Origin of the sequence: Solibacillus sp. FSL H8-0523 (assembly GCF_038051985.1) — a bacterium.
Taxonomy (GTDB): domain Bacteria; phylum Bacillota; class Bacilli; order Bacillales_A; family Planococcaceae; genus Solibacillus.
In genome coordinates, this window is record NZ_CP150291.1 from 3553534 (window position 1) to 3567038 (window position 13505).

Here is a 13505-nt window from a genome sequence, read left to right on the forward strand (position 1 = left end):
TTTCTTCTTATAACAGTGTTAAGCCCTTGTCAATTTCGGCGAGCACTTCTTCATCTTTTTCTAATGCTTTTGCTTGTAGCAGTATCTCTTCGGCACCTGCTGCTCCAATCTTCCCGATTGCCCAAGCGGCCGTCCCTCGTAGTACGGGGCGCTCGTCTTTTTGTAAAACGGTGATTAAATCAGGCAGTGCACTCTCTTCTTTAAAATGAGCGAGCGCTAAAATCGCATTACGCTGAATCGGTTTTTTACCGCGCCATGAGCCGGATACATGCCCGAATTTCGCCTTAAATTCCTTATTGGATATCGATAATAACGGCTGAAGTAACGGTTTTGCGAGTTCAGGATCTGGTGTGAATTCCTCATGGATCCAGTTAATCTTGCCTTTATTTTTCGGGCACACCGTTTGGCACGTATCGCAGCCATACAAACGATTGCCGATTTTAGTGCGGAATTCATCCGGTAAAAAGCCCTTTGTTTGTGTTAAAAAGGCAATACAGCGCTGTGAGTTGAGTTGTCCTGGTGCAACAATCGCCCCTGTCGGACACACATCAATGCATAGCGTACAGTCCCCGCATTCATCCTCAATCGGTGTTGACGGCGCAAACGGAATATTAGTCATCACTTCCCCTAAATACACATACGAGCCAAACTCCGGTGTAATGATGGAACAGTTTTTCCCGACCCAGCCAATCCCCGCGCGTTCGGCAACAGCACGGTCGACAAGCTCTCCTGTATCGACCATCGATTTTAACTTCACACCTGGCACGTGCTCCACTAGCCATGCTTCAATAAGCTGCAATCGCTCACGTACTGCAGTATGATAATCCACACCCCAAGAAGCCCGACAAAAAATCCCGCGGCGCTCACCTTTCTTCCCTTGTGGCGCATTGTCCATACGTGACGGGTAAGCAAGCGCAATGGCAATAATACTTTCTGCATCCTCTAGTAAACGCAGTGGCTCCGTACGTAAGTTTACGTCCGATTCCTCAAAGCCTGACTGATACCCAAGCTCCTGCTGGCGACGCAGTCTATTTTTTAATTCATGAAATGGTGCCGCCGTTGTAAATCCAATTTTATCAACACCAATCGAATTTGCATATTCAATTAACTGTGCTTGAAGCTGCGTGACGTTCATTTGCCCAGCTCCTTTCATTTCTCACAAATAATTATAGTAAATTTTAGTAATTTCTAGCGTAATCCATTACAATAAGTAATAGGTGATGACGTATGAAACTTTCAATTAACGAAAAAATCTTTCAACAAGCCGAACAATTTAAAATCGGCCTTATCCATTATAACAAAATTACAGTGGCAGAATCTCCTCAAATGATTAAAGGCCGCACACAACTTTATCAGGAAAATTTATTTTTTGAATTACAAGATACGCCCGTAGCGGAACGCGCGGGCATTAAAGAATGGCGCCAACTTTGGAAAGCGTTTGGTGCGGATCCAAATCGTTATCGCCATTCAGCCGAAAGCTTAATGCGTAGAATCGCAAAGCAAAATTATTTAACCCCGTTTCACTCGGCGGTTGATTTAAATAATTTCTTCTCGCTTCAATACGAGCTACCGATTGGGATTTACGATACACATGCAATCGACGGTGCTATCGAAATCGCACTTGGGGATGAGGACACGGGCTACGAAGGCTTAAATAGCCGCTATAATTCCTTACACAACATTTTGTATTCACAAGATGCGCTCGGTGCATTTGGTAGCCCCTTTGTCGATTCAACGCGTACCGCAGTGACAGAACGCACAACCGACGCTCTGCAAATTTTTTATTTACAGCCTTCTCTTTCTACAGAGAAATCCGAGCAGCTACTAAAGAGCGCGGGCAATATGTTCACGCAAATTAGCGGTGGCGAGTACAAAATAGCGCTATTATCAAAGGATCAACCGACTATTGAATTTTAAGGAGTGTTTCATTTGAGTATTAACTTAGCAGAAGCCGTAAAATTAAAAAGTATTATTACGAAAAAAATTCAGGAACTCAACACTTCGGTGCACCAAGTAACACATGTGGTGATCGAAAAAGGACAAGAACCGAAACAACCTGCATTAACACTTGAAAAACTCGAAACAGACTTAAAGCAACTCCGTTATGATTCACGCAAGCTTGATGCGCTCATTTACCGCGCAAATATTAACAATACCATTACGTTTAACGACGAGGAAATGCCCATCGTGGAATCTATTGAACTTGCTACTCAACTGCGCGCTGAAGCCGCATTTTGTAAAAGGCTAGGCATGGAAGACAAAGAATCGTACTTCCACTCTGTCGGGGACACAATGCTCTACCGTGTTGCGCTGTACGAGCCACTTGACTATTTAAACCGTGCAAACGAGCTTGAAAAACAAGCACATCGCCTATCAAACGCTATCAATGCGAAAAACTACCAAGTTGAAATTGACTTTGATGATGCAAATTATTATTAAGCCCTAGGGCGGTGAGACTCCAACCTAGGTAATAACGAGCACCCCATTTGCAATTTGCAAATTTAACTTAGATCAAACCAATCAACATTTACCTGTTACCTTGTTACCTTTAACCAATGACCAACTATTGTCAAAGCTAACAACTCAATGTACTTTTTGATTTCGCTCGTTATTAAAAGGCCCTCTCGTCACTTCTGTGATAAGAGGGCCTTTGCTTTTAAATTTGTACATCATTGATTTGTTTATCAAGGTCTTCCGTTAACTGACGTGAATTCGGGAAAATAAAAAGGTATGCCGATGAAGCAATTCACGACATACCTTTTTTTTTATCATTTTATTGAACGCCTGGTAAAATGCGTAATGTTTTTTCATCCGCGTCTAAAATCGCATCCACACCTAGTGGAATTGCGATATTTGGTGTACAATGGCCGATTTTGAACCCGGCTACTGTTGGTTTTTGAAGTGGCTTTAAATAGTCAGTAATCATCTGAATAACGTCTTCATAACGATATGTGTCATCTGGCATATTAAAGTCACCAATAACAAAGCCTGCTGCCTGTTCAAGCTTTCGTGCTAAGCGCAGATGATTCATCATATGATCGAGCTGTTCAATCGACTCTCCGATATCCTCCAGCACGAGAATTTTGTTACGTACATCGATTTCAAACTTCGTACCTAATGTCCCTATAATACGATTCAAGTTACCACCCGTTAACCCTCCGCGTACAGCGCCACCCACAATAGTTGTTAGCGGGGCGATACTTTCCGTATACTCGATTTCAATCGGCTGGAAAAGCTGCTGGAACATTTTTTGTGACAATTCATCCAGCTCCCCTTGTGGACTAGAAAGCATCGGTCCATGGAACGTAACTAAATTCGCAAACTCATTTACTTGCGTATGTAAAGCCGTCACATCTGAAAAGCCCCAAATAATTTTCGGATTGTCCTCTAATAATGGGTAGCTAATTTTGTCGACAATACGTGCAATGCCGTAGCCACCTTTTACTAAAAAGATTGCCTTCACTTCCGGGTCTTGCACCATCGCATGAAAATCTGCAATACGCTCTTCGTCTGTTCCTACTAAGTAACCCGCACCGCTCTGAATGGTATTTCCTAATTTATAACGTAAGCCAAGCTGTTCTAGAAATGCAAGCTTGTCTCCTAATGCCTCCTGCTGCAGTGGGCTACTTAAATTCACTAACCCCACGATATCACCTTGTTGTAATCTTGCTGGTCGAATTTTCATTACTTTGACCTCCTTTTGCTACTGTCGTTATTGTATCATAGCGTTTTACGTAAAGCGTATTGCAAATGCTCCCTGGGTGTCCCTATAATAAATAAAATCAATTTCCAATTTAAGGAGTACCTTTACTATGAAATTTCCACCACAAGCATTGCTCGTCTTCGCTACCTTATTATGGGGCGGTAACTTTGTAATCGGACGTGCGGTTGCTGGCGATATTCCGCCGATTACACTTGCATTTCTACGCTGGATTGTCGCCTTTATCATCTTTTTCCCCATTGCCTATAGCCGTACCAAAAAGGAATGGCCAATGCTAAAAAAGCATTTTGGTGCCGTCCTTATTTTAGCATTAACCGGGGTTGCTACATTTAATACGCTCGTTTATATTGGCCTGCATTACACTACGTCCATTAATGCATCCTTAATGAACTCATCAACGCCAATTATTATTTACATACTTAGTTTTATTTTCTTAAAGGAACGTTTAACGAAGTTTCAGTTATTTGGAACACTCTTGTCACTAGCGGGTGTGCTATTCATCATTTCAGGCGGTTTAATGGAAAGCTTACTTGCCTTTTCATTTAACAAAGGGGACCTAATTGTATTAGTCGCTGTCATTTGTTGGAGTGTGTATTCATTACTAATTAAGAAATACGCAGGCAAGCTACCAGGCTACTCAACGTTCTTAGTGACCATTGCACTTGGCGCACTCATGTTACTCCCATTTACCGGATATGAGCTGTTAACGACGTCTCAAGCGATTACTTGGGGTGCTTCTACAATTGGTGCTATTTTCTATGTCGGGATCATTGCCTCGATTGTTGCGTTCCTAAGCTGGAATACGGGCGTTGTCGCATTAGGGGCCAACAAAGCCGGGATCTACTTAAACTTCATTCCAGTGTTTGCGACAATTTTTGCTGTTCTGTTTTTAGATGAACAATTACTCATGGCACAAATTATTGGAGGGATTGCCGTTATTGCCGGAGTATTTATTACGACCATTAAAAAATGAGGAGTGCATTTAAGCACTCCTCATCATTATTTTACACCTGTATAAATCACTGTTACATCTTTGTGATTGTGCAGGGCACTTGCTGGGAAGTCCTCTGTCACTTCACCGCTACGCAGACGATCCATGGCTTCCTGCTTTGATGCACCTGAAATTAATAAAACGACTTTCTTCGCATTCATGATTGTTTGAATACCCATTGTAATGGCATATGTTGGCACTTCATCGATTGAATTGAAATAAATTTTATTCGCATCACGTGTCGACTCTGTCAGTTCTACAACATTTGTCCCTAATGTAAATGGTGTACCTGGCTCATTAAAACCAATATGTCCGTTTATGCCAATACCTAATAGCTGAATATCAACACCACCAGCTGCCTCAATCATCTCATCATAGTGCGCGGCAGCCGCTTGTAAGTCCGCTGTATCCCCTTTTGGCACATGGATATTCTCACGCTTCATATCAACGTGATTAAATAGATTTTGATCCATATAGTAATGGTAGCTCGCTTCATTTGTAGGATTAATCCCAACGTATTCATCTAAGTTGTAAGACTGTGCCTGTTCAAATGAAATTTCTCCAGCTTGATACGCCTCAACTAGTTCTTTATAAAAGCCTTCTGGTGTCCCACCTGTTGCTAAACCTAATACCATTTTTGGATTGTGCTTTAATTCCGCTTTAAACATATCCGCCGCAAGCTTGCTCATTTCCTCGTAATTTGCTGCTTCAATCCATTTTAAATTTACTACTGCATTCATTCCATTACCTTCTTTCATCTATTCATAATTTCAGTTATTTAAATTAAATTCGTTAAATCCATTTCTCACATCATCATGTCAATTCTAAAGTAATTCTTTCTAACATGCTATAAAAAAACACGTAGTATTTCAGTTAAAAACACAATTATTCTGTTTGTAAAGGAGATTTTCTGTTTCAATCTCTATTTGAAGGAAACTCCAATAAAAAAAGACCCCTAGTATAAATACTAGAAGTCTTCATTTGATAAGGTTTTTGGCAATTCACCTTATCGATCTGATACCGATAGTCGGGGTCGAACCGACACTCCCGAAGGAACCGGATTTTGAGTCCGGCGCGTCTGCCAATTCCGCCATATCGGCAAGAAAATGGGTATAAAAAAAATCGGCTTAACCGATTTGATCTAAAAAATATGGAGGCGGCAACCGGATTTGAACCGGTGGTAGAGGTGTTGCAGACCTGTGCCTTACCACTTGGCTATGCCGCCATATTTGGAGCGGAAGACGAGGTTCGAACTCGCGACCCCCACCTTGGCAAGGTGGTGTTCTACCACTGAACTACTTCCGCAAAAATGGCTGGGGAACCTGGATTCGAACCAGGGCATGACGGAATCAAAATCCGTTGCCTTACCGCTTGGCTATACCCCAAAAATTTCATATTTATTATATTAAGAATGGGGCGACTGATGGGAATTGAACCCACGAATGCCGGAATCACAATCCGGTGCGTTAACCACTTCGCCACAACCGCCACTATCATATAATTTTACTTCTTAAACCTAAATAAAGAATGGGGCGACTGATGGGAATTGAACCCACGAATGCCGGAATCACAATCCGGTGCGTTAACCACTTCGCCACAACCGCCATTATACTTATTTGAATCTTAAAATGGCAGGGGCAGTAGGAATCGAACCCACACTGACGGTTTTGGAGACCGTAGTTCTACCTTTAAACTATGCCCCTGTAAAGATATGGTGGAGGGGGACGGATTCGAACCGCCGAACCCTAAGGAGCGGATTTACAGTCCGCCGCGTTTAGCCACTTCGCTACCCCTCCAGGGTAATGGTGCCGGCGAAAGGAGTCGAACCCTCGACCTACTGATTACAAGTCAGTTGCTCTACCAACTGAGCTACACCGGCAACATATATGGTGGGTTTGGACGGAATCGAACCGCCGACACTTAGAGCTTCAATCTAATGCTCTACCAACTGAGCTACAAACCCACGTATGTAATAATTAAAAAAATGGCGGTCCCGACCGGGATCGAACCGGCGATCTCCTGCGTGACAGGCAGGCATGTTAACCGCTACACCACGGGACCATTTGGTTGCGGGGATAGGACTTGAACCTATGACCTTCGGGTTATGAGCCCGACGAGCTACCACTGCTCCACCCCGCGACAATACTATTTAATTAAATGGTGGAGGATGACGGGCTCGAACCGCCGACCCCCTGCTTGTAAGGCAGGTGCTCTCCCAGCTGAGCTAATCCTCCATGCTGGATATAAAAAATATAAATGGTGACCCGTACGGGATTCGAACCCGTGTTACCGCCGTGAAAGGGCGGTGTCTTAACCACTTGACCAACGGGCCATACTAAATTGCCTGGCGGAGAGTAAGGGAGTCGAACCCTTGATACAGTGTTACCCGCATACACGATTTCCAATCGTGCTCCTTCGGCCTCTCGGACAACTCTCCAAGATTTAGATGGCTCCGAAGGCAGGACTCGAACCTGCGACCTGCCGGTTAACAGCCGGATGCTCTACCAACTGAGCTACTTCGGAATAATTATATACTAGCCTAGCGACGTCCTACTCTCACAGGGGGAAACCCCCAACTACCATCGGCGCTAAAGAGCTTAACTTCCGTGTTCGGTATGGGAACGGGTGTGACCTCTTTGCCATCATCACTAGACTATTCGAAAGACATTATTTATTATATTATGTATAACTTATTCAGTCAAGCATTTTTTAATATTTTTATTCTTTCAAAACTGGATAAACGGTTCATTGATGTTCATAAATTGTGGTTAAGTCCTCGACCGATTAGTATTCGTCAGCTCCACACATCACTGCGCTTCCACCTCGAACCTATCTACCTGATCGTCTTTCAGGGGTCTTACTTACTTGCGTAATGGGAAATCTCATCTTGAGGGGGGCTTCATGCTTAGATGCTTTCAGCACTTATCCCGTCCACACATAGCTACCCAGCGATGCTCTTGGCAGAACAACTGGTACACCAGCGGTGTGTCCATCCCGGTCCTCTCGTACTAAGGACAGCTCCTCTCAAATTTCCTACGCCCACGACGGATAGGGACCGAACTGTCTCACGACGTTCTGAACCCAGCTCGCGTACCGCTTTAATGGGCGAACAGCCCAACCCTTGGGACCGACTACAGCCCCAGGATGCGATGAGCCGACATCGAGGTGCCAAACCTCCCCGTCGATGTGGACTCTTGGGGGAGATAAGCCTGTTATCCCCGGGGTAGCTTTTATCCGTTGAGCGATGGCCCTTCCATGCGGAACCACCGGATCACTAAGCCCGTCTTTCGACCCTGCTCGACTTGTAGGTCTCGCAGTCAAGCTCCCTTATGCCTTTACACTCTACGAATGATTTCCAACCATTCTGAGGGAACCTTTGGGCGCCTCCGTTACTCTTTAGGAGGCGACCGCCCCAGTCAAACTGTCCGCCTGACACTGTCTCCTACCCCGCTAAGGGGCATGGGTTAGAAGTTCAATACAACCAGGGTAGTATCCCACTGACGCCTCCTCCGAAGCTGGCGCTCCGGGATCTCTGGCTCCTACCTATCCTGTACAAGTTGTACCAAAATTCAATATCAGGCTACAGTAAAGCTCCACGGGGTCTTTCCGTCCTGTCGCGGGTAACCTGCATCTTCACAGGTACTATAATTTCACCGAGTCTCTCGTTGAGACAGTGCCCAGATCGTTACGCCTTTCGTGCGGGTCGGAACTTACCCGACAAGGAATTTCGCTACCTTAGGACCGTTATAGTTACGGCCGCCGTTTACTGGGGCTTCAATTCGCAGCTTCGCTTGCGCTAACCACTCCTCTTAACCTTCCAGCACCGGGCAGGCGTCAGCCCCTATACGTCACCTTACGGTTTTGCAGAGACCTGTGTTTTTGCTAAACAGTCGCCTGGGCCTATTCACTGCGGCTCTCTCACGCTTGCACGCTAACAGAGCACCCCTTCTCCCGAAGTTACGGGGTCATTTTGCCGAGTTCCTTAACGAGAGTTCTCTCGCACACCTTAGGATTCTCTCCTCGACTACCTGTGTCGGTTTGCGGTACGGGCACCTCTCACCTCGATAGAGGCTTTTCTTGGCAGTGTGAAATCAGGAACTTCGTCCATACGGACTCGTCATCACAGCTCAATGTTAAAGTATGCGGATTTGCCTACATACACACCTTACTGCTTGAACACGCGCAACCAACGGCGTGCTTACCCTATCCTACTGCGTCCCCCCATTTCTCAAACGGTGAGGAGGTGGTACAGGAATATCAACCTGTTGTCCATCGCCTACGCCTATCGGCCTCGGCTTAGGTCCCGACTAACCCTGAGCGGACGAGCCTTCCTCAGGAAACCTTAGTCATACGGTGGACGGGATTCTCACCCGTCTTTCGCTACTCATACCGGCATTCTCACTTCTAAGCGCTCCACCAGTCCTTCCGGTCTGACTTCAACGCCCTTAGAACGCTCTCCTACCACGCATCCATACGGATGCATCCACAGCTTCGGTGAATCGTTTAGCCCCGATACATTTTCGGCGCAGCGTCACTCGACCAGTGAGCTATTACGCACTCTTTAAATGATGGCTGCTTCTAAGCCAACATCCTGGTTGTCTAAGCAACGCCACATCCTTTTCCACTTAACGATTACTTTGGGACCTTAGCTGGTGGTCTGGGCTGTTTCCCTCTTGACTACGGATCTTATCACTCGCAGTCTGACTCCCGTGTATAAATATCTGGCATTCGGAGTTTGTCTGAATTCGGTAAAGCGAGATGCCCCCCTAGTCCAAACAGTGCTCTACCTCCAGTATTCTCAATCACGAGGCTAGCCCTAAAGCTATTTCGGAGAGAACCAGCTATCTCCAGGTTCGATTGGAATTTCTCCGCTACCCACACCTCATCCCCGCACTTTTCAACGTGCGTGGGTTCGGGCCTCCAGTAAGTGTTACCTCACCTTCACCCTGGACATGGGTAGATCACCTGGTTTCGGGTCTACGACCACGTACTAATTCGCCCTATTCAGACTCGCTTTCGCTGCGGCTCCGTCTTCTCAACTTAACCTCGCACGTAATCGTAACTCGCCGGTTCATTCTACAAAAGGCACGCTATCACCCATTAACGGGCTCTAACTACTTGTAGGCACACGGTTTCAGGATCTATTTCACTCCCCTTCCGGGGTGCTTTTCACCTTTCCCTCACGGTACTGGTTCACTATCGGTCACTAGGTAGTATTTAGCCTTGGGAGATGGTCCTCCCGGATTCCGACGGAATTTCACGTGTTCCGCCGTACTCAGGATCCACTCAGGAGGGAATAACTTTTGGGCTACAGGGCTTTTACCTTATTTTGCGGACCTTTCCAAGTCGCTTCGCCTAAATCATTCTTTTGTAACTCCGTATTGAGTGTCCTACAACCCCAAAGAGCAAGCTCTTTGGTTTGGGCTCTTCCCGTTTCGCTCGCCGCTACTCAGGGAATCGAATTTTCTTTCTGTTCCTGCAGGTACTTAGATGTTTCAGTTCCCTGCGTCTGTCTCAAACACGCTATGAATTCACGTGAGTGTACTATCCGATTAAAGATAGTGGGTTCCCCCATTCGGAAATCCCCGGATCAAAGCTTACTTACAGCTCCCCGAGGCATATCGGTGTTAGTGCCGTCCTTCATCGACTCCTAGTGCCAAGGCATCCACCGTGCGCCCTTATTAACTTAACCAAAAGTTAAACTTAAATCAGAAGATTTAAGATTTTAAGGATATTGCACGACCAATTTCTTGATCTATTGTTTGTTTATTACTTATCAATGTCGTTTTATCCAGTTTTCAAAGAACAATGTTTTGAAGTATCTCATTCAATTAAGAATGAACCTTCAAAACTGAACAGCAAACGTTAATGAGTATCTTCTCCAAGAGAAGATTTCCGAAATAATCCTTAGAAAGGAGGTGATCCAGCCGCACCTTCCGATACGGCTACCTTGTTACGACTTCACCCCAATCATCTATCCCACCTTCGGCGGCTGGCTCCATAAAGGTTACCTCACCGACTTCGGGTGTTACAAACTCTCGTGGTGTGACGGGCGGTGTGTACAAGGCCCGGGAACGTATTCACCGTGGCATGCTGATCCACGATTACTAGCGATTCCGGCTTCATGTAGGCGAGTTGCAGCCTACAATCCGAACTGAGAACGATTTTATCGGATTAGCTCCCCCTCGCGGGTTGGCAACCGTTTGTATCGTCCATTGTAGCACGTGTGTAGCCCAGGTCATAAGGGGCATGATGATTTGACGTCATCCCCACCTTCCTCCGGTTTATCACCGGCAGTCTCCTTAGAGTGCCCAACTAAATGATGGCAACTAAGAACAAGGGTTGCGCTCGTTGCGGGACTTAACCCAACATCTCACGACACGAGCTGACGACAACCATGCACCACCTGTCACCGTTGTCCCCGAAGGGAAAACTGTATCTCTACAGTGGTCAATGGGATGTCAAGACCTGGTAAGGTTCTTCGCGTTGCTTCGAATTAAACCACATGCTCCACCGCTTGTGCGGGCCCCCGTCAATTCCTTTGAGTTTCAGTCTTGCGACCGTACTCCCCAGGCGGAGTGCTTAATGCGTTAGCTGCAGCACTGAGGGGCGGAAACCCCCCAACACTTAGCACTCATCGTTTACGGCGTGGACTACCAGGGTATCTAATCCTGTTTGCTCCCCACGCTTTCGCGCCTCAGTGTCAGTTACAGACCAGATAGTCGCCTTCGCCACTGGTGTTCCTCCAAATCTCTACGCATTTCACCGCTACACTTGGAATTCCACTATCCTCTTCTGCACTCAAGTTCCCCAGTTTCCAATGACCCTCCCCGGTTGAGCCGGGGGCTTTCACATCAGACTTAAGGAACCACCTGCGCGCGCTTTACGCCCAATAATTCCGGACAACGCTTGCCACCTACGTATTACCGCGGCTGCTGGCACGTAGTTAGCCGTGGCTTTCTAACAAGGTACCGTCAAGGTAGCGCCAGTTACTACGCTACTTGTTCTTCCCTTGCAACAGAGTTTTACGAACCGAAATCCTTCTTCACTCACGCGGCGTTGCTCCATCAGACTTTCGTCCATTGTGGAAGATTCCCTACTGCTGCCTCCCGTAGGAGTCTGGGCCGTGTCTCAGTCCCAGTGTGGCCGATCACCCTCTCAGGTCGGCTACGCATCGTTGCCTTGGTGAGCCGTTACCTCACCAACTAGCTAATGCGCCGCGGGTCCATCCTATAGTGATAGCCGAAACCATCTTTCAACTTCAAAACATGTGTTTCGAAGTATTATCCGGTATTAGCTCCGGTTTCCCGAAGTTATCCCAGTCTATAGGGTAGGTTACCCACGTGTTACTCACCCGTCCGCCGCTAAATCAGAGAGAAGCAAGCTTCTCTAATCATTCGCTCGACTTGCATGTATTAGGCACGCCGCCAGCGTTCGTCCTGAGCCAGGATCAAACTCTCCATAATAGTTAGTTTGAAAGCTCATTTGCTTTGCTAGCGATCCAACTAATTAAAGTTGAAATCTATTGTTTGTTTCATTTAAGAAACTTGTTTTTCATTAACGTTGCTTGTTCAGTTTTCAAGGTTCATTTTTTCGTGTGTCGTTTTTGCGACTTCTCTAATTTAACATTTTTTCTTTTCATTGTCAACAACTTTTTCGAAAAAGTTTTTTGAGCAATTCAAGTGATTGTTTATGTTGTTTTACGAAGACGTCTTAGCGACAATTAATATATTACAATACTTTTTATTAAAACGTCAACTCTTTTTCTAAAAAAAGTTTTTAGGGCGTTTAACACGCCCTGAAATACTATACTATAGCCCATATTCACTTTCAATAAATTGTCGGTCTACATAATAATTACGGTGGAAGATTGCTTCATTCTTTGCAATGACTTCATCTACTAACACTAGTCCTCGGTCAATTAAATATTCAACAAACACTTCTAAATCCGTAGAGTAATAACTTAACTCCGCATGATCATGCATTTCTTGAATTGTCCACGATGGTTGCGAAAGCATTGTTTCTAAAAGATGCTGCGCGCCATCATTCGTTCTTGCATTAATTAAGAACTCACTCGCTAAGAATAAAAGCTCTAAACGCTTTTCTAAACTTTCACTGCTCATGATTAACTCTTCATATAATTTATAGATTGCAGGGTCATTGCGTTTTACTTGTGCCCATACAGTAACTTCTGGGTAATGTCCGCTATCAATAATTGAAAGACGACCTAAATGATGTAACGAAGCTACAACGTGATTATAGGCATCTAAATAATGCTCGTCCTCAAATAACTCTTTTCCCTCTTGATAACGACGAATTAGTTGAGCGAATTGAATACCTGTTTTTAACTTGCGGCCAAAGAATGGGAATTCTTGCATCTCTGAACGTAACTTAAATAAGAACTCATTACGATCAAACATAATTTTTCCGTGGAATAACCAGTCTACTAGGCGACGGTTCGAACCAATGAAGATCCATTTACGTAAACGCTCTTCCGTTACAATATGCATGACCATCTTTGCATCACCATATGTATAATGCTTCGAATACATAGGCGTGTCACTTTCTTTTACTATAATAAGAAGAACAGCATCAAATGTGTCCGTCATATTTTCCGCGCCCTCACGCTTATTAATCAATATAACACCCAATGTATCTGGCTGACTTGCGCGCTCTTGATAAATTGGTCTTAAAATATGTTCCATTTCAAATCCTCCTATAAGTTTCGTTACTACTTTATATTTATTTAGTTATTGTAAATGCTCTAAGACAAATTAACTAGCTAATTCTGAC

7 protein-coding genes, 16 tRNA genes and 3 rRNA genes are annotated in these 13505 nt (G+C 45.1%); 3 read left to right on the plus strand and 23 right to left on the minus strand.

Annotated elements, in window-relative coordinates; genetic code table 11:
* Positions 1 to 7: 7 nt before the first annotated feature.
* Entirely contained in the window at positions 8 to 1135 is a 1128-nt protein-coding gene (queG, locus tag NSQ62_RS17790) for a tRNA epoxyqueuosine(34) reductase QueG (protein ID WP_341321420.1), read from the minus strand.
* 92 nt (positions 1136 to 1227) lie between these two features.
* Between queG and NSQ62_RS17795 the strand changes: the two genes are divergently transcribed.
* Both NSQ62_RS17795 and NSQ62_RS17800 read left to right on the plus strand, forming a co-directional pair.
* Entirely contained in the window at positions 1228 to 1917 is a 690-nt protein-coding gene (locus NSQ62_RS17795; protein WP_341321421.1) for a phenylalanine--tRNA ligase beta subunit-related protein, read from the plus strand.
* Between the two features lie 3 nt (positions 1918 to 1920).
* Complete coding sequence (locus NSQ62_RS17800; protein ID WP_341321422.1) at positions 1921 to 2439, plus strand: hypothetical protein; 519 nt, start codon at positions 1921 to 1923, stop codon at positions 2437 to 2439.
* A gap of 334 nt (positions 2440 to 2773) precedes the next feature.
* Here NSQ62_RS17800 and NSQ62_RS17805 read toward each other — a convergent pair whose 3' ends face one another.
* Positions 2774 to 3685: an LD-carboxypeptidase gene (locus tag NSQ62_RS17805; RefSeq protein ID WP_341321423.1), complete on the minus strand. Its 912-nt coding sequence runs from the start codon at positions 3683 to 3685 to the stop codon at positions 2774 to 2776.
* 127 nt (positions 3686 to 3812) lie between these two features.
* Here NSQ62_RS17805 and NSQ62_RS17810 point away from each other — a divergent pair, with 127 nt between their 5' ends.
* Positions 3813 to 4694, plus strand: a complete 882-nt coding sequence (locus NSQ62_RS17810; RefSeq protein WP_341321424.1) for a DMT family transporter — start codon at positions 3813 to 3815, stop codon at positions 4692 to 4694.
* 26 nt (positions 4695 to 4720) lie between these two features.
* Here NSQ62_RS17810 and nagB read toward each other — a convergent pair whose 3' ends face one another.
* From nagB to NSQ62_RS17915, 21 genes are all read right to left on the minus strand, one after another.
* Entirely contained in the window at positions 4721 to 5452 is a 732-nt protein-coding gene (nagB, locus tag NSQ62_RS17815) for a glucosamine-6-phosphate deaminase (protein ID WP_341321425.1), read from the minus strand.
* Between the two features lie 278 nt (positions 5453 to 5730).
* Positions 5731 to 5812 (minus strand) — tRNA-Leu (locus NSQ62_RS17820).
* 51 nt (positions 5813 to 5863) lie between these two features.
* Positions 5864 to 5937 (minus strand) — tRNA-Cys (locus tag NSQ62_RS17825).
* Between the two features lie 5 nt (positions 5938 to 5942).
* Positions 5943 to 6017, minus strand: a tRNA-Gly gene (locus tag NSQ62_RS17830).
* Between the two features lie 5 nt (positions 6018 to 6022).
* Positions 6023 to 6097, minus strand: a tRNA-Gln gene (locus tag NSQ62_RS17835).
* Positions 6098 to 6124: 27 nt separating this feature from the next.
* Positions 6125 to 6200: transfer RNA gene (locus NSQ62_RS17840), tRNA-His, on the minus strand.
* Positions 6201 to 6240: 40 nt separating this feature from the next.
* Positions 6241 to 6316: transfer RNA gene (locus NSQ62_RS17845), tRNA-His, on the minus strand.
* A gap of 25 nt (positions 6317 to 6341) precedes the next feature.
* A tRNA-Trp gene (locus NSQ62_RS17850) sits at positions 6342 to 6415 on the minus strand.
* A 9-nt stretch (positions 6416 to 6424) separates the two neighbouring features.
* A tRNA-Tyr gene (locus NSQ62_RS17855) sits at positions 6425 to 6508 on the minus strand.
* A gap of 7 nt (positions 6509 to 6515) precedes the next feature.
* Positions 6516 to 6591: transfer RNA gene (locus NSQ62_RS17860), tRNA-Thr, on the minus strand.
* Positions 6592 to 6599: 8 nt separating this feature from the next.
* Positions 6600 to 6675, minus strand: a tRNA-Phe gene (locus tag NSQ62_RS17865).
* 22 nt (positions 6676 to 6697) lie between these two features.
* Positions 6698 to 6773 (minus strand) — tRNA-Asp (locus NSQ62_RS17870).
* Positions 6774 to 6776: 3 nt separating this feature from the next.
* Positions 6777 to 6851: transfer RNA gene (locus NSQ62_RS17875), tRNA-Met, on the minus strand.
* Between the two features lie 19 nt (positions 6852 to 6870).
* Positions 6871 to 6946 (minus strand) — tRNA-Val (locus tag NSQ62_RS17880).
* A gap of 23 nt (positions 6947 to 6969) precedes the next feature.
* Positions 6970 to 7044 (minus strand) — tRNA-Glu (locus tag NSQ62_RS17885).
* Positions 7045 to 7057: 13 nt separating this feature from the next.
* Positions 7058 to 7149: transfer RNA gene (locus NSQ62_RS17890), tRNA-Ser, on the minus strand.
* Between the two features lie 10 nt (positions 7150 to 7159).
* Positions 7160 to 7235 (minus strand) — tRNA-Asn (locus NSQ62_RS17895).
* A 14-nt stretch (positions 7236 to 7249) separates the two neighbouring features.
* Positions 7250 to 7365, minus strand: a 5S ribosomal RNA gene (rrf, locus tag NSQ62_RS17900).
* A 111-nt stretch (positions 7366 to 7476) separates the two neighbouring features.
* Positions 7477 to 10404, minus strand: a 23S ribosomal RNA gene (locus NSQ62_RS17905).
* A gap of 219 nt (positions 10405 to 10623) precedes the next feature.
* Positions 10624 to 12178 (minus strand): 16S ribosomal RNA (locus NSQ62_RS17910).
* The 16S, 23S and 5S rRNA genes sit together here with 16 tRNA genes alongside, the layout of an rRNA operon.
* Positions 12179 to 12523: 345 nt before the next feature.
* Positions 12524 to 13417, minus strand: coding sequence for a nucleotidyltransferase-like protein (locus tag NSQ62_RS17915; protein WP_341321426.1), 894 nt, complete (start codon positions 13415 to 13417; stop codon positions 12524 to 12526).
* Between the last annotated feature and the right edge of the window lie 88 nt (positions 13418 to 13505).